The 25,335-nt window shown below is 69.7% G+C and carries 26 protein-coding genes and 3 tRNA genes; 15 read left to right on the forward strand and 14 right to left on the reverse strand.

All coding sequences use genetic code 11. The features are described from left to right. Positions 1-147: 147 nt before the first annotated feature. The 3 genes from ACWDV4_RS10950 to ACWDV4_RS10960 all read right to left on the reverse strand — a co-directional run bounded on the left by ACWDV4_RS10950 (position 148) and on the right by ACWDV4_RS10960 (position 412). Positions 148-222: transfer RNA gene (locus ACWDV4_RS10950), tRNA-Val, on the reverse strand. Positions 223-234: 12 nt separating this feature from the next. Then, positions 235-305 (reverse strand) — tRNA-Cys (locus ACWDV4_RS10955). Between the two features lie 34 nt (positions 306-339). After that, positions 340-412 (reverse strand) — tRNA-Gly (locus ACWDV4_RS10960). A gap of 226 nt (positions 413-638) precedes the next feature. Between ACWDV4_RS10960 and ACWDV4_RS10965 the strand changes: the two genes are divergently transcribed. The 4 genes from ACWDV4_RS10965 (at position 639) to ACWDV4_RS10980 (ending at position 3,907) form a co-directional block, all read left to right on the forward strand. After that, a complete protein-coding gene (locus ACWDV4_RS10965) occupies positions 639-1,241 on the forward strand; it encodes a TetR/AcrR family transcriptional regulator (RefSeq protein WP_449976741.1) in 603 nt (200 codons plus the stop codon). Between the two features lie 60 nt (positions 1,242-1,301). Further along, positions 1,302-1,883, forward strand: a complete 582-nt coding sequence (locus tag ACWDV4_RS10970) for a TIGR03086 family metal-binding protein (RefSeq protein WP_449976743.1) — start codon at positions 1,302-1,304, stop codon at positions 1,881-1,883. A gap of 134 nt (positions 1,884-2,017) precedes the next feature. Continuing rightward, on the forward strand, positions 2,018-2,710 hold the full coding sequence (locus tag ACWDV4_RS10975) for a class I SAM-dependent methyltransferase (protein ID WP_449976745.1): 693 nt from the start codon (positions 2,018-2,020) through the stop codon (positions 2,708-2,710). A gap of 9 nt (positions 2,711-2,719) precedes the next feature. After that, positions 2,720-3,907, forward strand: coding sequence for a cytochrome P450 (locus ACWDV4_RS10980; protein WP_449976748.1), 1,188 nt, complete (start codon positions 2,720-2,722; stop codon positions 3,905-3,907). Between the two features lie 39 nt (positions 3,908-3,946). Here the strand turns inward: ACWDV4_RS10980 and ACWDV4_RS10985 are convergent, their stop codons facing one another. Next, positions 3,947-4,507 (reverse strand): hypothetical protein, encoded by a 561-nt coding sequence (locus ACWDV4_RS10985; RefSeq protein WP_449976751.1) that lies wholly within the window; start codon positions 4,505-4,507, stop codon positions 3,947-3,949. A 128-nt stretch (positions 4,508-4,635) separates the two neighbouring features. On the opposite strand from ACWDV4_RS10985, the gene ACWDV4_RS10990 reads away from it, so the two are divergent. Genes ACWDV4_RS10990 through ACWDV4_RS11000 form a run of 3 tightly spaced genes read left to right on the forward strand, consistent with a single transcriptional unit; the run spans position 4,636 to position 7,557 of the window. After that, positions 4,636-5,577 (forward strand): ATP-binding cassette domain-containing protein, encoded by a 942-nt coding sequence (locus tag ACWDV4_RS10990; RefSeq protein WP_449976754.1) that lies wholly within the window; start codon positions 4,636-4,638, stop codon positions 5,575-5,577. 7 nt (positions 5,578-5,584) lie between these two features. Beyond that, positions 5,585-6,736, forward strand: coding sequence for an alpha/beta hydrolase family protein (locus ACWDV4_RS10995; RefSeq protein WP_449976757.1), 1,152 nt, complete (start codon positions 5,585-5,587; stop codon positions 6,734-6,736). After that, positions 6,733-7,557: an ABC transporter permease gene (locus ACWDV4_RS11000; protein WP_449976759.1), complete on the forward strand. Its 825-nt coding sequence runs from the start codon at positions 6,733-6,735 to the stop codon at positions 7,555-7,557. The genes ACWDV4_RS10995 and ACWDV4_RS11000 overlap by 4 nt, the downstream gene beginning before the upstream one ends. A 91-nt stretch (positions 7,558-7,648) precedes the next feature. On the opposite strand, the gene ACWDV4_RS11005 is transcribed toward ACWDV4_RS11000, so the two are convergent. The 4 genes from ACWDV4_RS11005 to ACWDV4_RS11020 form a co-directional block, all read right to left on the reverse strand. Further along, on the reverse strand, positions 7,649-8,320 hold the full coding sequence (locus ACWDV4_RS11005) for a response regulator (RefSeq protein ID WP_449976761.1): 672 nt from the start codon (positions 8,318-8,320) through the stop codon (positions 7,649-7,651). Positions 8,321-8,434: 114 nt separating this feature from the next. Next, on the reverse strand, positions 8,435-10,141 hold the full coding sequence (locus ACWDV4_RS11010) for a sensor histidine kinase (RefSeq protein ID WP_449976764.1): 1,707 nt from the start codon (positions 10,139-10,141) through the stop codon (positions 8,435-8,437). A gap of 60 nt (positions 10,142-10,201) precedes the next feature. Beyond that, entirely contained in the window at positions 10,202-11,110 is a 909-nt protein-coding gene (locus tag ACWDV4_RS11015) for an AraC family transcriptional regulator (protein ID WP_449976765.1), read from the reverse strand. 3 nt (positions 11,111-11,113) lie between these two features. Further along, complete coding sequence (locus ACWDV4_RS11020) at positions 11,114-11,266, reverse strand: hypothetical protein (RefSeq protein ID WP_449976768.1); 153 nt, start codon at positions 11,264-11,266, stop codon at positions 11,114-11,116. Positions 11,267-11,462: 196 nt separating this feature from the next. On the opposite strand from ACWDV4_RS11020, the gene ACWDV4_RS11025 reads away from it, so the two are divergent. The 3 genes from ACWDV4_RS11025 to ACWDV4_RS11035 all read left to right on the forward strand — a co-directional run bounded on the left by ACWDV4_RS11025 (position 11,463) and on the right by ACWDV4_RS11035 (position 13,449). Next, positions 11,463-12,062, forward strand: a complete 600-nt coding sequence (locus tag ACWDV4_RS11025; RefSeq protein ID WP_449976770.1) for a TIGR03086 family metal-binding protein — start codon at positions 11,463-11,465, stop codon at positions 12,060-12,062. 134 nt (positions 12,063-12,196) lie between these two features. Beyond that, complete coding sequence (locus ACWDV4_RS11030) at positions 12,197-12,691, forward strand: MarR family winged helix-turn-helix transcriptional regulator (RefSeq protein WP_449976773.1); 495 nt, start codon at positions 12,197-12,199, stop codon at positions 12,689-12,691. A gap of 86 nt (positions 12,692-12,777) precedes the next feature. Continuing rightward, on the forward strand, positions 12,778-13,449 hold the full coding sequence (locus ACWDV4_RS11035; RefSeq protein WP_449976776.1) for an SDR family NAD(P)-dependent oxidoreductase: 672 nt from the start codon (positions 12,778-12,780) through the stop codon (positions 13,447-13,449). Positions 13,450-13,629: 180 nt separating this feature from the next. On the opposite strand, the gene bioD is transcribed toward ACWDV4_RS11035, so the two are convergent. Together bioD and ACWDV4_RS11045 are read right to left on the reverse strand one after the other, a co-directional pair. Next, the gene (bioD, locus tag ACWDV4_RS11040) at positions 13,630-14,358 is read right to left on the reverse strand and encodes a dethiobiotin synthase (RefSeq protein ID WP_449976778.1); all 729 of its coding nucleotides are present in this window, start codon (positions 14,356-14,358) and stop codon (positions 13,630-13,632) included. 34 nt (positions 14,359-14,392) lie between these two features. Next, on the reverse strand, positions 14,393-15,634 hold the full coding sequence (locus tag ACWDV4_RS11045; protein WP_449977195.1) for an 8-amino-7-oxononanoate synthase: 1,242 nt from the start codon (positions 15,632-15,634) through the stop codon (positions 14,393-14,395). 138 nt (positions 15,635-15,772) lie between these two features. Between ACWDV4_RS11045 and bioB the strand changes: the two genes are divergently transcribed. After that, positions 15,773-16,768, forward strand: coding sequence for a biotin synthase BioB (bioB, locus tag ACWDV4_RS11050; RefSeq protein ID WP_449976781.1), 996 nt, complete (start codon positions 15,773-15,775; stop codon positions 16,766-16,768). Between the two features lie 11 nt (positions 16,769-16,779). Continuing rightward, on the forward strand, positions 16,780-16,971 hold the full coding sequence (bsaP, locus tag ACWDV4_RS11055; RefSeq protein WP_449976783.1) for a biotin synthase auxiliary protein BsaP: 192 nt from the start codon (positions 16,780-16,782) through the stop codon (positions 16,969-16,971). Between the two features lie 124 nt (positions 16,972-17,095). Here the strand turns inward: bsaP and ACWDV4_RS11060 are convergent, their stop codons facing one another. Continuing rightward, positions 17,096-18,649: a carboxylesterase/lipase family protein gene (locus tag ACWDV4_RS11060; protein WP_449976786.1), complete on the reverse strand. Its 1,554-nt coding sequence runs from the start codon at positions 18,647-18,649 to the stop codon at positions 17,096-17,098. After that, a complete protein-coding gene (locus ACWDV4_RS11065) occupies positions 18,637-20,271 on the reverse strand; it encodes a hypothetical protein (protein ID WP_449976788.1) in 1,635 nt (544 codons plus the stop codon). Before ACWDV4_RS11065 ends, ACWDV4_RS11060 begins: the two co-directional genes overlap by 13 nt. 112 nt (positions 20,272-20,383) lie before the next feature. Between ACWDV4_RS11065 and ACWDV4_RS11070 the strand changes: the two genes are divergently transcribed. From ACWDV4_RS11070 to ACWDV4_RS11080, 3 genes are all read left to right on the forward strand, one after another. Then, entirely contained in the window at positions 20,384-21,568 is a 1,185-nt protein-coding gene (locus ACWDV4_RS11070; protein ID WP_449976791.1) for a sensor histidine kinase, read from the forward strand. Beyond that, on the forward strand, positions 21,565-22,224 hold the full coding sequence (locus ACWDV4_RS11075) for a response regulator transcription factor (protein ID WP_449976794.1): 660 nt from the start codon (positions 21,565-21,567) through the stop codon (positions 22,222-22,224). Before ACWDV4_RS11070 ends, ACWDV4_RS11075 begins: the two co-directional genes overlap by 4 nt. Positions 22,225-22,315: 91 nt before the next feature. After that, on the forward strand, positions 22,316-23,647 hold the full coding sequence (locus ACWDV4_RS11080) for a hypothetical protein (protein WP_449976797.1): 1,332 nt from the start codon (positions 22,316-22,318) through the stop codon (positions 23,645-23,647). A gap of 233 nt (positions 23,648-23,880) precedes the next feature. Here the strand turns inward: ACWDV4_RS11080 and ACWDV4_RS11085 are convergent, their stop codons facing one another. Continuing rightward, complete coding sequence (locus ACWDV4_RS11085; protein ID WP_449976799.1) at positions 23,881-24,603, reverse strand: Crp/Fnr family transcriptional regulator; 723 nt, start codon at positions 24,601-24,603, stop codon at positions 23,881-23,883. Positions 24,604-24,724: 121 nt separating this feature from the next. Beyond that, positions 24,725-25,231 carry a hypothetical protein gene (locus ACWDV4_RS11090; RefSeq protein ID WP_449976800.1) on the reverse strand — a complete coding sequence of 169 codons (507 nt, stop codon included), beginning with the start codon at positions 25,229-25,231 and terminating at the stop codon, positions 24,725-24,727. Positions 25,232-25,335: the final 104 nt, after the last annotated feature.

The following is a 25,335-nucleotide window of genomic DNA, read 5'->3' on the forward strand; positions in this document are numbered from 1 at the left end:
GCCGGGATCTGGCACAACAACAAGACCGGAGCACCCGTCACCCGATCACTGATCGCTTACGACCACTGACCAGGTTTCGGAACTACTCGTCTAGGGCAAAGATCAAGAAAAGGCCAGGTCAGATAACCTCTGACCTGGCCTTTTTACTGGTGGGCGATACTGGGTTTGAACCAGTGACCTCTTCCGTGTCAAGGAAGCGCGCTCCCACTGCGCCAATCGCCCTCGTTTACTGCGAGGTGGAGACGGGATTTGAACCCGTGTACACGGCTTTGCAGGCCGTTGCCTCGCCTCTCGGCCACTCCACCGAGGTTGCCCCCGCTGATAGTGGCGGCATCTCCGAGCGGACGACGGGATTCGAACCCGCGACCCTCACCTTGGCAAGGTGATGCGCTACCAGCTGCGCTACGTCCGCTTGTCTCCGTTTGTTTCCGGCGTTTCCCGGTGACAGGTGAGAACTTTAGCCGAGCTGGCGAGCCAGTGCCAAATCGGGGTGCCCACGACGCGCCAGCAGGCTCAGAGGAGCCCAAAACACCCACACCACACCCGCTAATCGTCCTAGGAACCTGAGCTAGATGCGTGAGTGCTGTACGCCGTGTCGGTAACTCCCCGTACTCGGAGGCATGGGTTACCGTAGCCGCGTGACGAGACGCGCGGCCGAGGTCCGCCTGGATGCCCTGCTGCGTACCGCATGTGACGTAATTGTCGAGCGTGGGTTGGCGAACACCCGTACCGCCGATGTCGCCCAGGCCGCCGGGGTCAGCCAGGCACTCGTTTTTTACCATTTCTCGACCAAGGAACGGCTACTCGCGCAGGCTTTCGCGTACGCGGCCGAGCAGGATCTGGCCCGGCTGGACGCGGTCGCCCGTTCCTCCGCCCCGCCGTTGGCCAAGCTTAAGCGGGTCCTCAAGCTGTACGCCCCGACCGGCCGCTCCAAATCCTGGGCGATGTGGATCGACGGCTGGTCGGAGTCGCTGCGTACCGAGGAGTTGGAGAAGGTGTCCCGGCGGCTGGACCTGCGCTGGAAGGAAGACCTGACCGAAATCATCGCGGCCGGCGTCGCCGACGGTACGTTCACCTGCGCCGACCCGGCCGGCGCGGCCTGGCGGATCAACGCGCTGATCGACGGGCTCGCCGTACAGGTAACGGTGCACGACCGGGTGATCAACCGCCGGCAGCTGTCCGACTGGATCCGGCTGGCCACGGCTCGGGAGGTCGGCCTGGACCCGGCCGAGTTGGAGTAGCCGCCGGAGAACGGCGGATGAACCCGGCGAAACCACGACTGCCGGGGAAGAATCGGTCCCATGGCCCTGTTAGCGACCTACCGCCGCAGTCTCAACGAGTTCACCGATCGGGTCGGCCAGGTCGGCTCCGGCCAGTGGACGGCACCCACCCCGTGCGCCGACTGGGACGTACGGACCCTGGTCAATCATGTGGTCGGCGAGGACCGGTGGACCGTACCGATGTTTACGGGCGCGACCATCGCCGAGGTGGGTGACCGGTTCGACGGCGATCTGCTGGGCGTGGACGCGGCCGGCGCGGCCCGGGACGCGGCCGCCCAAGCCGACCTGGCGGTCAGCGCGCCCGGTGCCCTGGACCGCATCGCCCATCTCTCCGCCGGGGACACCCCCGCCCGGGAGTACCTGCATCAACTGCTCGCCGAGCACCTGGTGCACGGCTGGGACCTGGCGGTGGCGATCGGCGCCGCTCCCCGACTGGACGCCGACGCGGTGCGCTACTGCCTCGACTGGTTCGCCGACCGGGTCCCGCTCTATCGGGACAACGATCTGATCGACGCCCGCGTCGAGGTGCCCGCCGAGGCCACCGACCAGGACCGGCTGATCGCCGGATTCGGCCGGGAACCAAACTGGCGTCCCCCGCGCTGACCACAACTGACTACGCGCTGACCGCGCGCTGACCTGGACGCTGGCCCAGACGTCGACCCAGGCCGACCACCGCACACCGAGCGACCAGGCCACCGGCCGTCCGACACCCGCCCGGGTGCGGGCACAATCTCGGAGTGTCCGACACCTCGACGACCTTCGTCCGTACCTACGCCCGGCTGGCCCCGGTGGCCCACGTACCCGAGATCCAGCTCCATCAGGCCGAGGAGCCGATCGGCCTGTGGGAACTGACCGAGGGTGAGTTCCGCAGCGAGCAGCCACCACCGTTCTGGGCCTTTGCCTGGGCTGGTGGCCAGGGGCTGGCCCGGTACGTGCTCGACCACCCGGAGACGGTCACCGGCCGACGGGTCCTCGACCTGGCCTCGGGCTCCGGTCTGGTGGCGATCGCCGCGGCCCGCGCCGGTGCGGCCGAGGCACGGGCGGTGGACGTGGACCCGGTGGCGGTCGCCGCGATCGGGCTCAACGCCGACGCGAACGGCGTACCGGTGACGGCGCTCGCCGGCGACGTCCTCGACGGCGATGCCGGCAACGCGCAGGTGGTACTGGTCGGGGACGCCTTCTACAGCGAGGCGATGGCGAACCGGATGCTGCGGTTCCTACTACGCGCGGCCCGGGGCGGGGCCCGGGTCCTGGTCGGGGACCCGGACCGGGCGTTCCTGCCCCGGGCCCGGTTCCGGCAGCTCGCCGAGTACGACGTGCCGGTCCCGATGGCCTTGGAGAGCGTACGGATCAAGCGCACCATGATCTGGGAGTTGAACCCGCCGACCGGCCCCGCGCCCGCCCGTGACCGGAAGCCAGCCGCTGGGTAGCGTGGCGGCGTGCTGTTTCGCAGTTGGCAGGGGGCCGTCGACCAGCAGTGGCCGGATGTCGCGCGGGTCGCCGACCACGTCGGGGTCGAGCATCTCGTGGTGACCCGGTACGCCCTGGTTCGCCAGGTGCTCGCCGATCCGGATACGTTCCGCCCGGACAACGCGCTGGACGCGGTGACCCCGATGCCGGTGGCCGCCCTGCGGATCCTGACCCGGCACGGTTTCCGGCTGCCCCCGACGTTGGCCAACAACGGCAGTCCGACCCATCCGGAGATCCGGTCCATCGTCGCCGACGCGCTGCACCCGACCCGGGTCGAGGAGCAGCGCAGGTGGTTGACCGGAGTCGTACGCGAGCGGGTCGACAGACTGTCGGTGGTGCTGGACGCGGGTGAGCCGGTCGACCTGTACGCCGAGCTGGCCGCCGATCTGCCGCTGCTGGTGCTGGCCCGGCTGGTGGACCTGCCGGACGAGCTGGTCGCGGTGGTCAGACAGTTCTCCCGGGCCGCGTTGGAGTTGTTCTGGGCACCGGTGGATGCGCAACGACAGCTGGCCCTGGCCGACACCGTTGGGCATTTCTACGCCGTACTGAGCGGGTTCGCCGAGACCGGTCACGGGCTGGTCGCTGACCTGCGGGCCGCCGGACATCCACACGACGTGCTGGTGGGGGCGTTGTTCTTCCTGCTGGTGGCCGGGCAGGAGACCACTTCGCAGTTCCTCACCCTGTTGTTGCATCGGTTGAGCACCGAGCCGGAGGTGTTGGCCGGGCTGCGCGCCGGCACGGTCAAGATCGTGGACGTGGTCGAGGAGGGGCTACGGCTGGACCCGCCGATCGTGACCTGGCGGCGGGTGGCGGCCCGGGACACGGTGTTGGCCGACACTGCCGTACCGGCGGGGAGCAGCATCGTGTTGTGGCTGGCTCGGGCCGGCCGGGACCCGGCGATTGTCAGCGCTGGTGCACAGTTCCGGCCGGGGCAACGCGGCTCGCGGCGACACCTGGCCTTCGGGGCGGGCGCGCACCGCTGCGTCGGAGCGCAACTGGCCCGGATGGAGGCCGGGGTGGTGGTGGGCGAGGTGGCGTCGCTGCTGGCTGGGGTCACGGTCGAACGTGCCCCGTGGTGCCCGGACAACCTCTCCTTCCGAATGCCGGACGCCTTCGTGGTCCGGCGCGCAGCCGAAAAAAGCGCGACCGCCGCCTGAGAGAACGCGACCGCCGCCGGGAAGAGCACGGGTGCCTCGTCAGCGGGTACGGGCCAGCTCCTCAATCTCAGCAAAGGTCGTGACCCGCTCACACTCCTCGGGTGTCAACTTGTTGATTAAGGCTCTGGCCGCTTGGGCTTGTTTCGTGGTGGGCAGGCCACCGGCGACGAGATCGGGCAAGACCAGCTCGTAGCCGACCCGGACCCGCGCGGCGTACCGGGTGCGGCGGCTGCGGGCAACGGCGAAGGAAACGCGGATAGCGTGCTCGTTGCCGGCTGGCACGTTCGGCCGGTCCACCTCCCGGGCCGCGAAGCGCATTTCGTGGTAGTAGGTGCACCGCTGACAGCTGGCCGGTCCCCCGGTGAGGGTGGACCCGCACTCCGTACAGGTCAAACGGTCGAGTGCAGCATCGACGACGCGCCAGTCGTACTCCTGGGGATTGTCGATCACGAGCCAGCTCAGTGCCGTCTCGTCCGGCGAGTCAGGGGCAACGTCCACGTCACTCAGCAGCCCCGCCCAGGCCAGGTCGAGTTCTGCCTGGATCCCGCCAATGACCTGGGCCACCAGCGTGCTGCGCCATGTCCGCATGGTGTCTGGCATGTCGTCAAGCATGGTCCATCACTTGACGAAAGTCAGTACGGACCGGCCCCGTTCGGGCGCTGTGCCGCACCTGGCCGGATTTCTACCGTCAACGCACCACGACGGGGGAGATCCCCGAGGGAGGTTTCATGATCACGTTACGCGGGCTGACGAAGCGCTTCGGCGCGGCGACAGCTGTCGACAACCTGTCCCTGGACATCACACCGGGCCGGGTCACCGGCTTCCTCGGCCCCAACGGGGCCGGCAAGTCCACCACCATGCGCATGATCCTCGGGCTGGACCGACCCAGTGCCGGCCAGGCGCTGGTCAACGGGCAGGCGTACGCGACCCTGCGTCATCCGCTGCACGAGGTCGGGGCGCTGCTCGACGCCAAGTCCATCCACCCGGCCCGATCCGGACGTAACCACCTGCTGGCGATGGCCCGCAGCAACGGCATCCCCACCCGCCGGGTGGACGAGGTGCTGGCCACCGTCGGGTTGGACGCGACCGCCGCCGGCAAGCGCGGCAAGGCCCTGTCGCTGGGCATGGGCCAGCGGCTGGGCATCGCCGGTGCGCTACTCGGCGACCCGCCGGTGCTGATGTTCGACGAGCCGGTCAACGGGCTCGACCCGGACGGGGTTCGCTGGATCCGCCAGTTGATGCGTTCCCTGGCCGCCGAAGGCCGGACGGTCTTCGTCTCCAGTCACCTGATGAGCGAAATGCAGCTCACCGCCGACCAACTGGTGGTGATCGGTCGGGGCCGGCTGATCGCCGACGCCCCGATCGCCGAGGTGATCGCCGCCAGCTCGTCGACGGCGGTCCGGGTACGCAGCCCGCAGCCGGCTGGGCTGGCGGCACTCGCCGAACGGCTCACCGCCCGATCCATCGGCGTCAAGGCCACCGGCGACGGCGAGCTGACCATCACCGGTGCCAGCGGCGAGCAAGTCGGCGACCTGGCCCACGAGCTGGGGGTACGGCTGCACGAGCTGAGCGTCCGCTCGGCGTCACTGGAAGAGGCGTACCTGGAGTTGACCGCCGGCAGTCTCGAGTACGCCGGCACGACCACGTCCGTTGGGGGTCACCATGCTTAGCCGCAAGATGCCGTTTTCGCTGAGCCGTCGCGTTGGCGGGGCGCTGGTCGTACTCATGGGGTTGCTGGCTCTGCTCGCACCGGGCGGCGCGGCGGTGGCCGCACCCACAGCGACGCCGGCCGCCACCTCGGCGCTGAGCCTGCCCGCCCCGACCGGCCGCTATCCGGTCGGCACCACGTCGCTGCACCTGGTCGACAGTGGACGGCCCGACCCGTGGCAGCCGGGCGCGACCCGGGAGCTGATGGTGTCGCTGTGGTATCCGGTGATCACCGACCGGGGCGAACCCGCCCCGTACACGACGGCCGCCGTCTCCGCCCGAATCGTCGCCGCCGAAGGGCTGCCGCTGCCGTCGGAGATCCTGACCACGGTACGCACCAACGCCCGTCGGGACGTCCCGGTACGGCCGACAGTCGGCGGCTGGCCACTGGTGGTGCTCTCCCCCGGTTTCAGCCTGAGCCGGGAGTCGCTGACCGGGCTGGCCGAGGAGTTGGCCAGTCGCGGATACGTGGTGGCCGGCGTCGACCACCCGTACGAGGCGCGGGGGGTCGAATTCCCCGACGGCCGGGTCGCCGAGTGTCTGGCCTGTGACGCCTGGGGTACGGGCACCGCCGCGAAGGTCATCGAGGGCCGGGCGGTCGACGTGTCGTTCCTGCTGGACCGGTTGACCGGGCCGACGCCAGCCTGGCCGGGTGCCTGGACGATCGACCGGACCCGGATCGGTATGATCGGCCACTCCATCGGCGGTGCCTCGGCGGCGCAGGTGGTGCGTACCGACCGTCGGGTGGCCGCCGGGGCGAACCTGGACGGCACGCTGTTCGTACCGGTTCCGGCGGGTGCCCTCACCAAGCCATTCATGTTGGTCGGTGCCCAACGGCCGGCGGACGCCAGCTGGCTGCGCGACTGGCCGGGGCTGGCCGGGTGGAAACGCTGGCTGACGGTCACCGGCACCGGGCACATGTCCTTCACCGACCGGCCGGTGCTTGGCGCACAGCTCGGCATGGACCCGGGCCCGATGCCGGCGGAGCGGCAACTGCTGATCACCCGGGCGTACGTCACGGCGTTCGTGGACCAGCATCTGCGCCACCAGTCACGGCCGCTGCTCGACGGCCCGTCCGCCACCTATCCCGAGGTCCAGTTCCGAAACGAGGAAGCCGCGTGACCACGCTCGCTCCGCCCGCTCGCCAGGCCCGCCCCCACACCGACAGTCCCCCGTCCGGTGGTGGCCTCACCGGGGCGATCGCCAGCGAGTGGACCAAACTCTGGTCAGTCCGTACGACATGGTGGGCGATGTTGGCCAGCGTGCTGCTGATGGCGGCCACCTCCGGTCAGCTCGCCATCTACGCCGCCAACGCCAACACCAACGACGACCCGGCCGACGATCCCGGTGTGGTCACCGTGGGCCGGATCGTGATCGACTCGATGGAGCTGACCCAGTACGCCGTGCTGGCGGTGGCGCTGCTGGTGATCACCGCCGAGTACGCCACCGGCACGATCCGCGCGACGTTGCAGTGGACCCCGTCGCGTACCCGGATGCTGCTGGCCAAGGCCACCGTCGTCGGCGCGGTCACGTTTCCCCTCGGCCTGCTGCTCGGTGTGGTCGGCGTGGCCGTGGCCCGACCGGTGCTCGGTGAATGGGGCAGCGTGCCGGTCGGCGAGACGGTGGGCGACGTCGTGGCGGTCGCCGGCTACCTGGCCCTGATCGGGGTGTTCACCCTCGGTCTCGGGGCGGCGCTGCGCAGCGCGGTGCTGACCCTGACCGTCCTCTTCCTTAGCCTGATGATCATCCCGCTGTCGTTGCAGGAGCCGGACATCTCGGTGCTCACCTGGATCGCCGACCTCCTCCCCGGGGTGGCCGGTGTGCACTTCATGCGCGGTGACACCGACCCGTACCCGCCCGTCGTCGGCCTGCTGCTGCTCGCCGGCTGGGCGGTGGTGGCGCTGTTCGCTGGCCGGCTGGTACTGCGGCGGCGCGACGCCTGAGAGTGCACAGTCGACAGCTGGCGGGCGGCCCGATCATCGGACCGCCCGCCGGTCGACTGTCGCTGTCCACCAGTCCGGCCTCGTACGCAACTCACGCAGCATCCACCAGTCCGGCCTCGTACGCGATGATCGCCGCTTGGACCCGGTTCCGGACGCCCAGCCGGGTGAAGATCGTGCTCAGGTAGCTCTTCACGGTGCCCTCCACCAGGAACAACCGCCGGCCGATCTCGGCATTGGACAGCCCCGCACCGACCAGCGCCAACACCTCACGTTCCCGCTCGGTGAGCGTGCCGATCCGGTCCCGGGCCGCCGGCCCCCGGGCCATCCGTTCACCACCCAGCGCGAGCACCCGATGGGCCACCCGGGGCGACAGGTAGGCGGCACCGTCGGCCACCGCCCGTACCCCGGCGATCAGTTCCCGTGGGTCGCCGGACTTGAGCAGGAATCCACTGGCCCCGTCACCGAGCGCCCGGGCGATGTAGTCGTCTTCACCGAACGTGGTGAGCATGACCACGGCGGTCTCCGGCACGAGTTGCCGGATCTGCGTGGCGGCGGCCAACCCGTCGAGCCGGGGCATCCGGATGTCCAGCAACGCCACCTGTGGCCGGTGCGCCCGGACCAGGTCGACCGCCTCCCGCCCGTCGCTGGCCTCGGCCACCACCTCGATCTCCGGGTCAGCGGCCAGGATCGCCCGTACGCCGGCCCGGATCATCGCCTCGTCGTCGGCCAACAGCACCGAAATCACTCTTTGCTCTCCTGACATGTGGGTTAGGAAGGGCCCCTTGTTATCGCTTTTTGTAGAGGAAGGGGCCCTTCCTAACCTCTCAGCACAGGGGTGGGGGCAGTGACCGTCAGCCGGTCAGAAGGTGCTTGGCCGTCAGCCAGTCAGGTGGTGCTTGGCCGTCAGCCGGCCGTTGCCAAAGCACAGCCGATAGGTCGGCTCGGCGAACGGAAAGTTGCCGTCGGTGTAGTACTCGCACACCGAGTTGGCCGGGGGTACGGGGAGATTCGCGGCGCTCGGCGCGGCCACCTGCCGAGCCGGCAACACCGTACGCAGGTCCGTCCGCAACTCACCGACCCGCAGCCGGTCGTAGTCGCGCTGCTCCAGGACGGCGTTGAAGGTGGCGAGCGGGTAGTAGACCAGCGACAGCACCGCCGCGATGACCAGCGGTACGGCGACGGCCGCCAGCAGGCTGCGGCGTACCCGCCGTCGGGCATGCCGCATCCGGACCGCCGCGTCGGAGGATGCCAGTGGCCCAGTCGCGTCGGCGGATGTCAGCAGCGCTGCCGCGTCGGCGGACACCAGCAGCCCTGCCGCGTCGGACAGTGGCCCACCATCGACACCAGACACCCGATCGACACCGGACACCCGATCAGCAGCACCGTGCGGCAGCCGGGCGGTCACCACGAAACCGCCGCCGTCGCAGGGGCCGGTCGAGAGCGTGCCGCCGGCCAGCCGTACTCGCTCCCCCAGGGCGAGCAGGCCGGAGCCGGTGGACACCGTACCGGGCAGTGGTCCGGCTGGGGGTGGCTCGTTGCGTACGCTCACCTCGGTCCACTCCCCCACTCGGACGACCCCGACGACGACCGCCGCGCCCGGGGCGTACCGGGCCGCGTTGGTCAGCGCCTCCTGCACCACCCGGTGCGCGGCCCGGTCGGCCATCGGGGACAGCGCCTCGTCCGGTCGCCCGCTGCTCACTGGATCAGCATCCGACTGCCCACCGAGTGGCAGGTCGCGGACCAGGTTGACCGACATCCCGGCATCGCGCGCCCCGGCGACCAGGTCGGCGATGCTCTCGTCGGCCGGTCGGATGGCCGCCGGTTCGGCGTCCTCGCGGAGCACTCCGATGATGTCCCGTAGCCGGTCGGTGGCGGCGGCGACGCTGACCCGCAGTTCACCGGCGGCTCTGCGGTGCCGTTCGTCCAGGCCTGGCGTCACCTCGAGGGCTCCGGCCCGTAATGCGATCAGGCTCAGGTCGTGTCCCAGCGAATCGTGCATGTCCTGGGCAATGCGGGCGCGTTCCCGCATCCGGATCCGGTCGGCGGCCCCACGCTGCTCGCGTTCGAGCAGGTCGGCCTGCTCCCATCCGGCGAGGACCAGCGCCTGGTGCTGCCGCCGATAGCGGCCCAGCAACCAGGGGAACACCCCGGCGAACAGAAGTACGGTGGCGATCAGGAACCAGCTGTTCACGTCCAGGTCGAGCACGCCGAGGTTGAGCACCGTGCCGCCGACCGCGATCACACCGAAGACCAGCGCGGCCGGCCTGGCCCGGGGTGTCCGCAACCCCGTCAGGTAGCTCAGCACCGGGATGGCGAAGACGAAGTTGCCGTCGAAGATGGTGGGCAGCACCATCAGCACCAGCGAAACCGTCGGATGCCGACGACTCAACCCCACCGCGACGCCGACCAGCAGCAGCGAGCCAGCCAGGCGAAACCCCAAGAGAAGATCCGGCCAGGGTACGAGCAGCGCCCAGGCGATCGGTGCGGACAGCACCACCCAGAGCAGCACGTCGAACAGCAGTTCCTGCCGGCTCCGCGATCCGCCCCGCACCAATCCGCTCCCGATGTCGCGCCACGCCGCCATCCGGCCAGGCTACAAGTGCCTCTATCTGCGGCGTTACTGACGAAAGTCAGGTGACGGCGGTCAGCGGCGGGCCATAGGCGCGTTACTCGTGGACGGTGGTGTCCCGACGGCATCCGCACGGGCGTACCGGGCGGGTGGTACACCTACCTGTGCGGTGAAATCGCGTACGAGGTGGGCCTGATCGCTGTAGCCGAGTTCGGCCGCCATCGCCGCCCAGCCGATCTTCTCACCGCTGGCGGCACGATCGGCCGCCTCGTGCAGGCGGTAGAGCCGGATCACCCACTTGGGGCCGACACCGACGTACTCGTGGAACAGCCGCTGAAGCTGGCGCACGGTGGTACCGGCCTGGCGGGCCAGTTCGTCGACCCGGGCGATCGCCGGATCGGCCGCGATACGGGCGACCAGCTCCGCCACCTCCGCCACTGTCGGGTCGACCACCGGTCGGGCAGCGAGTAGCAGGGTGTCCAGGTGGTTCATCAGCGCCTGGGGGCCGCTGTCCGTGCCGTCGGCGTCGTCGCCAGCGGTGTGACTGACGTCGGCGGTGGGCCCGAAGGCCGACCCCAGGACCGGCCCGAAGACGTCGGTCAGTGGCAGGAACCGATCGGTGATGGTGGCCACCGGTGCGCCCAGGAACGGGCGGAAGCCCCCCGGCCGGAAGCGTGCCCCGACTACCCAGCCGGTGTCGCACAGCGTCTCGTCATGGTGGCCACGGATGACCCCGGCGATCCAGGACCGGGTCGGCCCGGCCGCCGTCGTGCGCACTCTCCCGTCGGTGGCGACGAGGTTGACCGACGGGTGTGGTAAGACCCGCTGGCGGTACGGCGCCTCGCCACGCAGGTCGTACTCCACGGCCCAGTAGTGCGCCACGAACGGTGCCAGCTCGGGCGCGGGCTGCCGCCGGGCATAGTGGAATCTCTCCCGGGCTGCCCGCGCGTGGACGAAGCCTCGATCATCGGGCCAGCTCAGCACCCCTCAGCCGCGCCAGTCGAGTGTGCTGAAGACCAGCCACACCGCCAACGCAAGCAGTACCAAGCCGATCAGTGTGCACAGGGCGAACCACAGCTTGACACCGAACGGAATCTTCGGGTCCGAGGTGATGGGGCGCTGGCTGGCAGAAGGTCTCAAGGATCCTCCTTGGAAGTACGTCTGCTCCTTTGGTTCAGTCTGACGGGGACCGCCGAGCCGCTGCCGAGTGGGTTGCCGTCAGGATCTGGCCGGCTCTCGCACCGACGGGAGGTCGATGTGGGTCAAGTTTGTGGCCTCACGCCATCCATCGTGTTTCTTCAAGAGTCACCGCCAGACCGGGCCTACCGTCAGGTTCATGCACGAATCACTGCCCGAGGCCATGTCCGAGGCGATGTCCGAGGCGATGCGACGGACAGCGGAGATCGTCCGCGCCGTACGACCGGACCAGCTTGCCCTGCCCACCCCCTGCACCGAGTACGACGTCGCCGGGCTGGGGCGGCACCTCACGTACTGGGGGGTGCTTTTCTCCGAGCGGGCGGCCCGCAAGCAGCAACCTATGCCCGATGCGGGCCCGGACGATGTCGGAGTCGACTGGGCCCAGACGTTCGCTCGACACGCCGACCAGACCGTCGCGGCCTGGTCGGTACCGGACGCCTGGACCGGTACGACCAGCCTCGCTGGCGTGCCGATGCCCGCCGCACTGGTCGGTTCGCTGATGCTGGCTGAGTTGGTGCTGCACGGCTGGGACCTGGCCGTAGCGACCGGACAGCGACCGGCCTATTCCACTGCGGTTGCCGAGACGACGCGGGGAATCATCGAGCGGATGGCCGGCCAGGGGCGGGCCGCCGGCATCTTCGCCGAGCCGGTGCCGGTGCCGGACTCCGCGTCGCCGCTGGACCGGGCCCTGGCGTTCAGCGGCCGTGACCCGGCATGGACGGCCCGCCAGTCCGGCTGATCCCACACGTTCATCACCTATCACCACTTCCCAGCATGACTCAAACCTTGTAGCGAAAGCAGCAGTCGATCACTACAAGCTACAAGCCATGAAAAGCTGGCAATCACTACAAGCTTGTAGCTATGCTGGGGGCCATGGACGACACCGAGGCACCCCGCTGGCTCGATGAGGAGCAGCAGCGGGTCTGGAACCTGTTCGCGTACGCGCTGATCAGGTTGCCCGCGACGCTGGACGCGCAGATGCAACGCGATGCCGGCATGAGCCAGTTCGAGTACATGGTCCTGGCCGCGCTGTCGGTGGCGCCTGAGCGCACCCTGCGGATGAGCGTGCTGGCCGGCTACACCGCCAGCAGCCTGGCCCGGCTCGGCAACGTCGTCACCCGGCTGGAGCGGCAGGGCTGGGTACGCCGCTCACCGGATCCGACCGACGGCCGCTACACGCTGGCCACCCTCACCGACGACGGCTGGGACAAGGTGGTCGTGACCGCCCCCGCGCACGTCGCCGAGGTGCAGCGGGTCCTCTTCGACCCGCTCACCAAGGCGCAGCAGCGGCAGCTCGGCGTCATCGCCGAGCGTCTGCTGCGGGCCGTTGAACCGGACGGCCCGGTGAACCAGGTCGCCGGCCGCTAACCACCGGCTCCGCCCGGCTCTTCTCTGCACGACCTGGCCGTAAGAGGTCAGGCGATTCCTCACCATGCCTGAAAGGTGCTTTCGTCATGCCCACCATCGCCATCGTCGGGGCCGGCCCCGGCCTCGGACTCTCCATTGCCAAGGTCTTCGGCGGCCACGGCTACCAGGTCGCCCTGATCTCCCGCAACAGGGACAAGCTCGACGCCCTGGTCACCGAACTCGCCACCGCCGGCATCACCGCCGCGGGATTCACCGCCGACACCGGCGACCAGCAGGCACTGGCAGCCGCATTGGAACAGGCTTCGGCGCACTTCGGCGGTATTGAGGTGTTGGAGTTCTCGCCATATGCCGGCCTCAACCGGGTCACCCCGGCCGAGGTCACCATCGACAATCTGCGACCCGAGATCGAGCAGCTGCTCTACGGTGCCGTGACCGCGGTCGGTGCCGTCCTGCCCGGCATGCTCGCCGCGGGCACCGGCACGCTGCTGTTCACCACCGGCGGTGGCGCGATCACCCCGTACCCCATGCTCGGCGCCACCAATGCCGCCCAGGCCGCCCTTCGCAACTGGGCCCACAACCTGCACAACACCCTCGCCAACCAGGGCATCCAGGCCGCAACCGTCGCCATCAACGTCTTCATCGGCGCGACACCGCCGGCACCCGGCATCCCGCACGTCGCACCCGACCAGATCGCCCAGGCCTACTGGACCCTGCACGCCGCCGAACGCGGCCAGAACGAACACGTCATCAACGGCTGAACCACCTGGGCACGCAAGGAAGCGCTGTCTGGCTCCACAGCGGCCGAGTCAGACACCGCTTCGCCGTTCAGTCGCCGAACCGCAGGGCCAGGTCGGCTCGGCGGCGAATTCCGGGCGGAGGCGAAGAAATCAGCTCCGAGTCGGCCAAACTTCCCTCATCATCCACTGGCGGGAGTCGATCTAGTTGACCTCCTCGGCCCAGGTACGCCAGTCGTCGAGGACGCCGTAGAGCGCCGGGGTGAGCCAGCCAGGCGCGGAGCGCTGGAAGACCCCGGGCTCCAGGGTGCCGGCCCCGTCGGGCAGCGCACCAACCATGTTGGGCACCAGATCGGTCAGGTTGGCCCAGTGCACCAGTTGCGGCTCGGCCGGCCAGGCACCGAGCACCACCCCGGCCGGGATGGCCCGCCGGTCCAGCGCCTCCAGGGTGAGCGCGGTGTGGTTGAGCGTGCCCAGCCCGGCCCGGCAGACGACCACCGCCGGGGCGCCAAGGGAGACCGCCAGGTCGGCCACGGTCCACGGCTCCCCGGAGGGGCGGACCCCCATCGGCACCAACAACCCACCGGCCCCCTCGACCAACACCAGGTCGTGCTTCTCCGCCTGGGCGCGGACCGCGTCGACGACGGTGTACAGCTCCAACGGCTCCAACTCAGCTATCCGGGCGGCGGCCAGTGGGGCAAGCGGGTCCGGATAGTCGGCCAGGGTCATCGAGGTCATTGGCGCGGCCAGCCGGTCGACCACATCCACATCGGTCGGCGCGCCGGTGGCCGTACCGGTCTGGCCGGGTTTGACCACGGCGACCCGCAGGCCGGCTGCCTGCGCCGCCGCCGTGATGGCGGCGGTCACCACGGTCTTGCCGACGTCGGTGTCGGTGCCGGTCACCACGATCGGGCCGGACCAGGCGGTGGTCATCCGGTCTCCTCCGGTACGGTCCGGACAGCGCCAATCATCCGGTCTCCTCAGGTGCGGTCCGGGCGGCCGTCGGGGCAGTCGCGACGATCACGTCGAGCGCCCGGTCGAAATCGGCCGACGGCACCCCCACGTTGATCGTCAGTCGCAGCCGGGAGCGGCTGTCCGGGGTGGACGGCGGGCGGAAGCAGCCGACGGCGACGCCCCGGTCGAGGCAGCTCGCCGCCCAGGCCACCGCCGACTCCGCGTCGGGCGCGGCCACCGACAGCACCGCGCCGGCCGGCGTGGAAACCGTCAACCCGGCCACACGCAGTCGCCGTACCGCGTGATCGACCCGGCGGGCCGACTCGGCCCGCAGCTGGTCACCGGCCCGCGACTGGTCACCGGCACGTAGCGGCTCGCCGGCGCGCAGGCGGTCAGCGGTATGCAGGGGCTCACGGGCGCGGGCAAGTCGGGTCGCGGCGAGCACCCCGGCGGCCACCGACGGGGGCAGCGCGGTGTCGAAGATGAAGGTACGGCCGGTGTCGACCAGGTGCTGGATCAGCTCGGCCGGTCCGGCGACCAGCCCGCCCGCCCCGCCGAGCGCCTTGGACAGGGTCGCGGTCACCACCACGTCCGGCTCGCCAGCCAGCCCGGCGGCGGCCACCGACCCGGCACCACCGGGGCCGGTCACGCCCAGCGCGTGCGCCTCGTCGACCAGCAACAGCGCGCCGTACTCCCGGGCGACGGCGTGCAGCTCGGCGAGCGGGGCCAGGTCACCGTCGACCGAGAAGACGGACTCGGTCACCACCACCGCCGGCCGGCCGCGCGCCGCCGCCAGCGCCGCATCGACGGCGGCGACGTCGAGGTGCGGGGTGACCAGGGTTTCCGCACCGGAGAGTCGACAGCCGTCGATCAGCGAGGCGTGGTTGTGCGCGTCGGAGACCAGCAGGGTGCGCGGCCGGACCAGGGCCCGTACGGCGGCCAGGTTGGCCAGGTAGCCGGAGGAGAAGACCAGGGACCGCACCGCGCCGAGCCAGGCGGCGAGTTCCGCCTCCAGCGCGTCGTGCAGGTCTGTCGAGCCCCGGACCAGGCGGGAGCCGGTCGCCCCCAGCCCGTACTCGGTCAACGCCCGCGCCGCCGCAGCCGTCACATCCGGATGGTGGGACAGGCCGAGGTAGTCGTTGCCGGCCAGGTCGACCGCGCCGTCGGCCGCCCCGCGTGGGCGCAGCCGCCGGGTCAGTCCCGCCCGGGCGCGCAGCTGAGCCCGACGATCGAGTGTTGCCAGCCAGTTCGCCACGGTCACCCCCTCGGCTCGGTGGCGGACCGCCGGATACTGCCCACGGCCTCCCGTACGAACGCCCCCGACCGGCGAAAATACCACTTCCGGTACGGCTGGCCTGGTCGGCATGCCGACCCAAGCTAGTAGGGTACGGCCATGTCAGAGATCCTCGATCAGGCTCGTACGCAGGTGCTCGAAAACGGAGTCGGGCTCGATGAGGCCGGGGTGCTCGCCGTACTGCACCTGCCCGACGAGCAGGTGCCCGCCGCCCTACAGCTGGCCCACGACGTACGGATGCGCTGGTGCGGGCCGGAGGTCGAGGTCGAGGGGATCGTCTCGCTGAAGACCGGCGGCTGCCCGGAGGACTGCCATTTCTGCTCGCAGTCGGGTCTGTTCGCCTCTCCGGTGCGCTCGGTCTGGCTGGACATTCCCTCCCTGGTGAAGGCGGCGAAGCAGACCGCTGCCACCGGGGCGACCGAGTTCTGCATCGTCGCGGCGGTACGCGGCCCGGACGAGCGGCTGATGAAGCAGATGCGTGAGGGGGTCGCCGCGATCAAGGCGGAGGTGGAAATCCAGGTCGCCGCCTCGCTCGGCATGCTCACCCAGGCCCAGGTCGACGAACTGGTCGAAATGGGGGTGCACCGCTACAACCACAACCTGGAGACCTGCCGGTCGTACTTCCCCAAGGTGGTCACCACGCACTCCTGGGAGGAGCGCTGGGAGACGCTGACGATGGTGCGCGCCTCCGGCATGGAGGTCTGCTGCGGTGGCATCCTCGGGCTGGGCGAGACCCTGGAGCAGCGGGCCGAGTTCGCCGCCCAGCTTGCCGAGTTGGACCCGCACGAGGTGCCGCTCAACTTCCTCAACCCGCGCCCGGGCACACCCATGGGTGACCAGCCGGTGGTGGAGGCGCGTGATGCCCTGCGGGCCATCGCCGCGTTCCGGCTCGCGATGCCCCGGACCATCCTCCGGTACGCGGGCGGCCGGGAGATCACCCTCGGTGACCTCGGCACCCGGGACGGACTGCTCGGTGGCATCAACGCGGTCATCGTCGGCAACTACCTGACCACGCTCGGTCGCCCGGCCAACGCCGACCTGGAGTTGCTGGACGACCTGAAGATGCCGGTCAAGGCCCTGTCCGCGACGCTGTAGGGAGCGGGTCGATGACGACGACGGCGCTGTGGTGTGACCGGTGCGGCGAGGCGGTCGGCAGCGGCCAGCATGATGCTTGTCAGGCCGCCCGTGAGCTGGAACCACCCCGCTTCTGTTCCCTCTGCAAGCGGCGGATGAAGGTGCAGGTCCTGCCGGCCGGCTGGTCGGCGACCTGCGTGGAGCACGGCGAAATCCGGAGTTGACGCGGCCATCGGCCCGGTGACGACAGTGTCGTCACCGGGCCGATGCGGACCTACGGCCACCAGCACCCTGCGGGCCTACTGCTGCTGGCGCCCTTCGGGGCTGCCGTCGATCCAGAGAGCAGCGTCAGATCTCGTCCCAGAAGGTCAACCGGTGCGCGGTGGTCCGGTCGAACCGGCCTACCCGGTCGAGGTCCAAGCCCTGGACGTACGGGTGGTGCTGCCATGCCGGTAGGCCGCGTCCGTTGGGGTCACCCGTGCTGGCGAACCGGGCCCAGTAGCCGATCATCAGGTCGCCGAGTCGACGCTGCTTGGCGGTGAGCGGGGCAGACTCCCACGACGGGTCGAAAAGGAACGGCAGCTCGGAGCCGTGCGAAGCCAGGGGCTCCACCTGGTCGTCGGGGAACGGGAACAGCTGCGGTGCGGTCCGGTCGAGGAACTCGTAGGAGTAGACCGGCACGTACCGGGCCAGCAACTGATCGGTGTCCCGCGCCGCCCTCGCCCAGTCGAGGTCGCTCATGATGGCAGCAGCGGACTGGGTGGGCACCTCGCCGGGCGGATAGGCGGCCAGGACGGCCGGTGCCCGCTCCCCGAAGATCTGGGTGACGCCGTCGACATACTGCTCAGCGGTGAGCTTCGGGAACACCATCGAGGCGAACATGGTGCCCTCGTCCCGGGTGATGCCGGACAGAATCGGCACCCGGTGGAAGCGTCCCTCGGCGAAGACCGTCGCCGGGTCTTCGGGTAGCACTGCGTTGCCGTATCCGGGCAGGGGCAGTACGGGCTGCGCAAGCAGTTCCGAAACGGACTTACCCCGAAGGCAGGCGATATCCGGGCAGGAGAGCTGGCCGGCGATCATCTGCCCATGCCCCTCGTGCACTACGGCCGGGACCCAGAGCGGAACATTGAGGACCTTCGGCAGGTCCTCCTGAATCCAACACGGCGAACTCTGGGTAATCGCGCGGTGGAACAGGCCGGCTGCGCCCGGGGAGGCGAGCTGGGCGCATACCGAGTGCGAGCCGGCTGACTCGCCGGCGAGTGTGACGTTGCCGGGATCACCGCCGAACGCGGCCGCGTTACGCTGCACCCACCGCAGCGCCGCCTGCTGGTCCTCCACCCCGAACGCGCCACCATCCGGCAGCCCCGGGTAGCCGAAGAAGCCGAAGATCCCCAGCCGGTAGTTGACGGTCACCACGACGACGTCGCCACGCGTGGCGATGCGGGTGGCGTCGTAGTCGCTGCCGGCCCCCTTTATCAGGCTGCCGCCGTGCAGCCAGACCAGCACCGGCTTGGGGTGCTGGGATGCGGCACCGCGCGGCGCGGTCACATTCAGGTAGAGGCAGTCCTCGCTGTCGCTGGCCGGCAGGCCCCAACTGTCCGCTGTCTGGGCGCACCGAGGGCCGGGCTGTTTCGCATCCCGGACGCCGGTCCACGGCTCGACGGGCTGCGGAGAGCGCCAACGCAACTCGCCGACGGGGGCGGCGGCATAGGGGATGCCCTGGAAGAGCCGATGGTCACCCCGTACCGTGCCAGCTATCCAGCCCGTGTCGGTACGTACCTTGCCAGTACCGGCGGACTCGGCGGTCGTGGCGGGCTTGGCGGTCGCAGCGGGCTTGGCGGTCGCAGACGCTGGCAGCGCCAGGAGTGCGAAGACGGTCACGATGGTCGTCAGGATTCGCATACGTTCACGGTGTCATCTGACATTAGCGCCCGGAATGAGGTTTCCTGCCCACTGCGGGGTGGGCCTACCTCCACCCCCCTGCTGTCGTCGCTGCCGGCACGGCGGGTCCGCGCGATGGCCATCCCGAATGCCACCAGAGCGTAACCACAGAGCACGGCAAGGCCCGCCCACCAGGCCAGCGGGAAGTAGCCGGTGGATGGTACGTAGTGGGCGACGACCTGCGGGTACTCGCGGATCGTCTGCTGCACCGCGAACCCGGCGGCGGGGGTGAGGCGCAACAGCCACCGGGACACGTCGTCGGGTAGCAGCGGCAGCGCACCGAGGACGTACGGCAGGACGACCATCGAGGTCGCGACCAGGATCGCCGCCCAGCCACGGCGCACCAGCGCACCGAGGGACAGCGCGAGGACAGCGGTGACGGCATACAGCGTGGCGACACCGACGACGAGCCGTAGCTCGGTCAGGGTGGGCACCGCGACGGTGGGGGTACCGGTGGCGCGCATAACCTGCGCGCTGAGCGGCACGGTGATCCCGGCGGCGACCAGTCCGGTGAGGAAGGCGACTGGGCCGACCACGCCGGCCTTCGCCACCAGGTCCCGCCCGCTCAGCGATGCGACGCCGGTGCGCCCCGGTCGGAGTCCCCTGGTCGCGAACCGTACCGCCAACACGATCACGATCATCAGCCCGATGGCCAGGCCGACGAGGGTGTCCTCCGGAGTACGGCCGCCCACCGCACCGATCGGCCCGATGTCACCCGAGCCGGTGACGGTGAGGGTGCCGTCCGACTCGACGAGCCCGGGTGCCCGGTGATACCGCTCCCAGTCGGTCTGGACGTCCGTCCCGACGTGCTGCCACTCGCCGGCCGATGCACCGCCGGCCAGACTGACGTTGTCGAAGACCGCAGTCGCCTGGGTGAACCGCACCTCGGAGGTGCTCGCCCCGAACTCCGTACGGCGTAGTGTCAAATCTCCCGGGGACGTGGCGAAGAGCCCGACCTGCACGGTACGGGGCAGCCCAGGGAGACGGGCCACACCTACCTTCGTCCACTGTGTGCCGTCGTTCGACTCGTGACCGGTGATGGTGTCACCGGTGCGGGTCAGGCGCAGCCAGCGCGGCGCGTCGGCCGAGACTCCGCCCGGGCGACCCGCCGTGTCGTGGACGTAGTCGTGCTGCATCCGTACGCCGTGTTTACCGGTGAGCATCAACGCCGCGTACGAGGATCCGGGGGTCGTGCCGTCCTTGATCATAATCCCGGCCTTCGCCCAGGGTACGAGGCCGGAGACGATCTCGTCGTGATCCGGCGGCGGGTAGGTGATGATGCCGGTCATGTCGATCATGCGTACGGTGATGCTGCCGTCCCCGTCCAGCGGCTGGTGCGCGAAATAGAAATGATCGGTCACCACCTGGCCGTTTGGCCCCACCGGATCGCTGGGGCAGGCGATCGCCACGTCGCCCTCGCTACAGGATGACCGGCTGCCGACCGCGGCCAGCAGACCGAGCAGTACGGTGACCAGCACCGCGGCCGTCAGGGCGAGCACCCGATTCCGACTCCGGAAGACGGACCATTCCCGGCGTACGGCCACGCCCAGGGGCACACCGGTGACTTCGTTGGTTTCTGGCATGCCTCCGGTTCTACGGAGCCGCCCATGACACGGCCCGAACGACCGCTGTCATCCCGCTGTTAGGTGCGGCACGGCATCCTGAGGGTCCGGGTGTGGACGGGGGAAAAAACTGATGGACCAACTGCGATGCCTCCCGCGATCGGGCCGGACCATCCGGAGCCGGATCACCGTCCTGTACGCCGTCGTGTTCCTGGTCTCCGGTGCCGGCCTGCTGGCCATCACCAATTTGCTGGCCGGGAGTCAGGTGACCCAGGTCGCGCCGGGTGGGCGCCCACCCGGCGAGCGGGTCGACCTCGCCGCCGCCCGGACGCACATCGAGCAGCTCGAAGCCCAACTCGCCGACCTCCGGGCAACGCAGTCGCGGCAACTCCTGGTGGGCTCGCTGATCGCACTCGCCGTGATGGCGGGAATCTCCATCCTGTTGGGACGGCTCCTCGCCGGTCGGGTGTTGCGACCACTACGGACGATAACCGCCGCGACCCAGCGAATCTCGGCCGAGAACCTGCACCGACGGCTGGCTGTGTCGGGCCCCACCGACGAGATCAAGAACCTCGCCGACACCATCGACGGGCTGCTGGAACGCCTGGAGACGTCGTTCGCCGCCCAGCGCCGGTTCGTCGCCAACGCCTCCCATGAACTACGGACACCGTTGACCACCATGCGGGCGTCGCTGGACGTCGCCCTGGCCAAACCGGAGCCGGTACCACCGCAGACACTCGCGCTGACCGGCCGGCTCCGTACCGAGCTCGACCGGGTCGACGGACTGCTGGAGGGCTTCCTCGTCCTGGCCCGGGCGCAGCACGGCGTGCTGCCCGATCGTGCCCCGGTCCCGCTCGGCGGCCTGCTGTCCGAAGCCGTGACCGCCCGTGCCGCCGACGTCACGGCGAAGGACCTGACCGTCGAGGTCGACATCCGCGATCGCGGGTGGACCCGGGGCAACCCGACCCTGCTGGCTCGGGCGGTAGCCAACGTGGTCGACAATACGATCGTCCACAACCAGGCCGGCGGCTGGCTGCGGGTTCTCACCCGCACCAGGGATGCCTGGGCGCAACTCATCGTCGAAACGGCTGGACCGCCGCTCGACCCGGCGCAGGTCGCTCGGCTCACCGAGCCGTTCCAGCGGCTCGCCGCCGACCGTACCGGCTCCGAAACCGGCTCCGGGCTCGGCCTGTCGATCGTCGCGGCCATCGTCGCCGCGCACCGCGGTCGGCTGGAGTTGCACGCCCGGAGCGAGGGTGGCCTGCGCGTCACCATCTCCGTACCGGCAGAAGCCGCACCTTCGAGCGTGGTGACGTGAGGATCCTGGTAGTCGAGGACGCGTACGCGCTCGCCGAGGTGCTGGTTGAGGGACTACGGGACCAGGGCCTGGCCGTCGACGTCGCCCACGACGGCCTGACCGCCGCTGCCAAGCTCGACCTCAACGCGTACGAGGTGGTGCTCCTCGACCGCGACCTGCCCGGACTCCACGGCGACGTGCTCTGCCGGATGATCACCGAACGGGAGGACCGGGCGATGGTCCTCATGCTGACCGCAGCCGGCTCGCCCGACGACCGGGTCAGCGGCCTCACCCTGGGTGCCGACGACTACCTGGCCAAACCGTTCCACTTTCCCGAGTTGGTCCTGCGGATCCGGGCTCTGGCGCGGCGGCGACCCGCTGCCCGGCCCCGAACCCTGCGGGCGGCGGGCATCGAACTGGACCCGGTACGCCGCACGGTCACCCGGGACGGTTGTCAGCTCAGCCTCTCGGTCAAGGAGTTCGCGCTCCTGGAAGCCCTGCTGCGGGCCAGTCCGGCCTTCCTCAGTGCCGAGGCGCTCCTCGAGCAGGTCTGGGACGAGAACGCCGATCCGTTCACCAACACCGTCACGGTGACCATCGGGCGGCTCCGCCGCAAACTGGGGCCGCCAACGGTCATCACTACGACGCCCGGGGTGGGCTACCGCATCGCGCGTTAGGAAGGGCCCCTTTCTATCGCTTTTTGCATAGGAAGGGGCCCTTCCTAACACCAAAGCGGATGGGTGGACCGGGCGGGCTACCGTGCCGGCGGTGTCCGCCACCATCCACTCACGTCAGCTTGGCCGCAGCGCCGGCCGACTCGTGCTCGTCACCGGCGCAGCCGTGATCGCGCTGGTCGCCACCCTGGCGGCCACGATCCTCACCGTACGACTGCACGCCCGTACACCATTGGACCGTACGAGCGCCGAGGTGGTCGCCGACGCCGTACCCCGGTTGACGTTCCTGCGCCACGCCATCGACCGTGGCGCGGACAAGGAGATGCAGCGACTCTTCCCCGAGGGGTATTTCTTCCTGCACGTGCTCTACGGGCTGTCCTGGGTGGATGTCGGCACCCGTGACCCGGACCTGCGAGACCAGGCGCTCACCGAGTCCCGGCGGGCACTGGCCGCCCTCGACTCCGAGGCTGGGCGGGCACCGTTCTCCCCCAGCCTCGACCCGCCGTACGGCGTCTTCCACGCGGGTTGGAGCAGCTGGCTGCGCGGTGGGGTGGTCCGTCTGGCCGGTGGTCCGGCCACCGCGCCGGCCGAGGCAGCCCGCCTGGCCAGCGACGTCGCCGCGCTCGCCGCTGCCTTCGACCGGCAACTCGCCTCGACCGGCTCGCCGTTCCTGCCCGCCTACCCGGGACAGGCCTGGCCGGTGGACAGCACGGTCGGGATCGCGGCCGTACGACTCGCCGACCACCTGACCGGCGGCACGACGTACACCGAGCTGACCCGCCGCTGGCTGACCGCCGCCGACGCCCGACGTGACCCGGCCACCGGTCTGCTTCCGCACCGGGTCGACCCGGCGGACGGTCAGCCGGTGGAGGGTGCGCGGGCCACCTCGCAGACGATGGCGCTGCGGTTCCTGCGCGAGGTGTATCCGGTCGAGGCCACCCGCGACTGGGCCCGGTTCCGGGAGCTGTTCGCCTCGGACGTGCCCGGTGCTCCCGGGCTCCGCGAGCATCCGCAGGGTGTGGACCTGCCCGGGGACGTGGACTCCGGGCCGCTCATCCTCGGGCTGTCCGCGTCGGCCAGTGCCGTGGCGCTCGGCGACGCGGTGCTCTTCGGTGACCGACGCAGCGCCAACGCGCTCACCGGGCTGGCCGAGACGACCGGTCTGGCCATCGAGTACGACGACCAGCGCCGCTACCTCGGCGGTGTGCTCCCGGTCGGCGACGCCTTCCTCACCTGGTCACTGACGGCCACCGGCTGGATCGTGCCGACCGCCGACACGGTCGCCCCGGCCGGCGGCCCGTCCCCGTGGTGGCGGCTGCCCTGGCTACTGGCCGTCGCGCTACTGCTGCCGCCCTGGTGGTTGCTGCTCTGGTCGACGTACGCGGCTCGCCCGCGTCACCGGGACCAGACGACGTCGGTGTCGTAGCCACCAGATCAGCATCGCCACGGCAGCGAGGAGTAGGCCAGCAAGCCCGGCCAGTGGCCCCACCGCCAGCAAGATGAGCGGTCGGGCTGGAAACGGCGCGGGTTCGGTCGGCGCGCCACCGAACCGACCCGCAGTCAACAGGTTCAGCGGCACGTCCATCGCTACCACCCCGCGGGGCGGATCGAGGAGCGTCTCGACCTGGCCGTCGGTGCCCACCGCGGCAGACATCTGCTCTACTCATGTGGGACATTCGACATGCGCCCGACCTGCCGCAGACGCACCAGATCACGCACGATGATCTGACGATATCCCGTCTTAAGCACCCCAGCCTGCCGTAGTTCACGCAATGCCTTTTCCACGGTCGGTTCCGCTGCACCGCTCAACGTTGCCAACTCCGGCTGAGTCAGCGTGACGCCAAGGGTTCGACCGGCCGGGACCGGTTTTCCGTGGACCATCGACAACTCGGCCATGATCCGAGCAATTCGGACCTTCGCTGGATAAGAGGCGAGATCGATCCTCCGCTGGTTTGCCCAGTGGAAACGGGCCGCCGTAATGCCCGCCAACGCGAGCGTTGCCTCAGGGCGACAGTGCAGAAAGGGATGCCAATCCCGCTTGTGGATGACGTTAACCAGCCCGCTGCCACAGCTGGTAACCGTGGCGGTGCGCGTGGTGCCGCTCAGCGCCGAGACTTCGCCCACAACGTCGCCCGAGACCCTGATTGCCAAGAGCGCTTGGCGGCCGTTCGCCATGTTGACGGTCACCTTCGTCAACACATCGCGCAGCAACACCATGTGGGTGCCTTCCTCACCTTCGCGGAGAATTCGATCTCCCGACTCCACCCTGACGGCCGTACCGATGGCGAGAAGCGCGGCGCGGACAGCCGGAGTCAGGCAGCTGAGCAGGGACCCCGAGATCCACTGCGATGGGTCTCGTGGTTCGTCCTGGTCGTATCGCATGTCAGCACCCCGTTCGCTGGCGGGAGTGCCGACGCTTCACCCGTAGTAGCCGCGTCAACACCTCAGCCATTCTGGCCGATCGGTCAACCCGGCAAAAGGTGTTCAAGCAAGGGGGCGTCGATCAGAGGAGTGCGGTGAGGACCAGCCATGACGTTGCCGAGACGACTGCGGCGAAGGTCCATGGGAGCGCTGACCGCACCCGGCGGTGCTTGCTGTGTGCGATCTGCCCGAGCAGCATCACGAGCTGCCACGCTTCGGTGCTCTCTTGACCAACCGCCGGAATGCTAGGTGGTGACTGATAATCAGGAAAGCCGAATCGGTTTGGTCTTCTTGGCCCGGTTACCACTGGACGGAAGCCGAGCACCAACTGCCGTGCACCGGCGACCGACGAGCTAATGAACACTACGCCGGCAAGGCCCGCCACTATGCCAATCCCGGGCGTACCTGACAGGTCGGATCGACTGGGCAGTGTACTGACGATGAGGCTCACCAGCACCCCGTACATGCCTGCGAGCCTTGCGATCTTGGCATCGGCGTGCTGGATCGAGTCTTGATGTAAGCGAGCAGTCGTCAACGCTCGTTCCACGTCGGTGGGACGAGTCGGGCCCGCGGACTGGGAGGTGCTCATGACTCCAGTGAAGCCACCACGTTTCCGGCCCAACCCGTCGAAGTACGGCTTGACGCAAGGCTGACAGCAGAGCTGCTTCCTGAAACCCGTATTTCGATGGCATT

Source organism: Micromonospora sp. NPDC003197, from assembly GCF_053590565.1.

Bases quoted from the DNA above. Each gene is read 5' to 3' on its own strand.
- ACWDV4_RS10970 (WP_449976743.1), top strand. From the start codon at position 1,302: ATGGCCCTGTTAGCGACCTACCGCCGCAGTCTCAACGAGTTCACCGAT.
- ACWDV4_RS10985 (WP_449976751.1), bottom strand. From the start codon at position 4,507: ATGCCAGACACCATGCGGACATGGCGCAGCACGCTGGTGGCCCAGGTC.
- ACWDV4_RS10990 (WP_449976754.1), top strand. From the start codon at position 4,636: ATGATCACGTTACGCGGGCTGACGAAGCGCTTCGGCGCGGCGACAGCT.
- ACWDV4_RS10995 (WP_449976757.1), top strand. From the start codon at position 5,585: ATGCCGTTTTCGCTGAGCCGTCGCGTTGGCGGGGCGCTGGTCGTACTC.
- ACWDV4_RS11005 (WP_449976761.1), bottom strand. From the start codon at position 8,320: ATGTCAGGAGAGCAAAGAGTGATTTCGGTGCTGTTGGCCGACGACGAG.
- ACWDV4_RS11010 (WP_449976764.1), bottom strand. From the start codon at position 10,141: ATGGCGGCGTGGCGCGACATCGGGAGCGGATTGGTGCGGGGCGGATCG.
- ACWDV4_RS11025 (WP_449976770.1), top strand. From the start codon at position 11,463: ATGCACGAATCACTGCCCGAGGCCATGTCCGAGGCGATGTCCGAGGCG.
- ACWDV4_RS11030 (WP_449976773.1), top strand. From the start codon at position 12,197: ATGGACGACACCGAGGCACCCCGCTGGCTCGATGAGGAGCAGCAGCGG.
- ACWDV4_RS11035 (WP_449976776.1), top strand. From the start codon at position 12,778: ATGCCCACCATCGCCATCGTCGGGGCCGGCCCCGGCCTCGGACTCTCC.
- bioD (WP_449976778.1), bottom strand. From the start codon at position 14,358: ATGACCACCGCCTGGTCCGGCCCGATCGTGGTGACCGGCACCGACACC.
- bioB (WP_449976781.1), top strand. From the start codon at position 15,773: ATGTCAGAGATCCTCGATCAGGCTCGTACGCAGGTGCTCGAAAACGGA.
- bsaP (WP_449976783.1), top strand. From the start codon at position 16,780: ATGACGACGACGGCGCTGTGGTGTGACCGGTGCGGCGAGGCGGTCGGC.
- ACWDV4_RS11060 (WP_449976786.1), bottom strand. From the start codon at position 18,649: ATGCGAATCCTGACGACCATCGTGACCGTCTTCGCACTCCTGGCGCTG.
- ACWDV4_RS11065 (WP_449976788.1), bottom strand. From the start codon at position 20,271: ATGCCAGAAACCAACGAAGTCACCGGTGTGCCCCTGGGCGTGGCCGTA.
- ACWDV4_RS11070 (WP_449976791.1), top strand. From the start codon at position 20,384: ATGGACCAACTGCGATGCCTCCCGCGATCGGGCCGGACCATCCGGAGC.
- ACWDV4_RS11085 (WP_449976799.1), bottom strand. From the start codon at position 24,603: ATGCGATACGACCAGGACGAACCACGAGACCCATCGCAGTGGATCTCG.
- ACWDV4_RS11090 (WP_449976800.1), bottom strand. From the start codon at position 25,231: ATGAGCACCTCCCAGTCCGCGGGCCCGACTCGTCCCACCGACGTGGAA.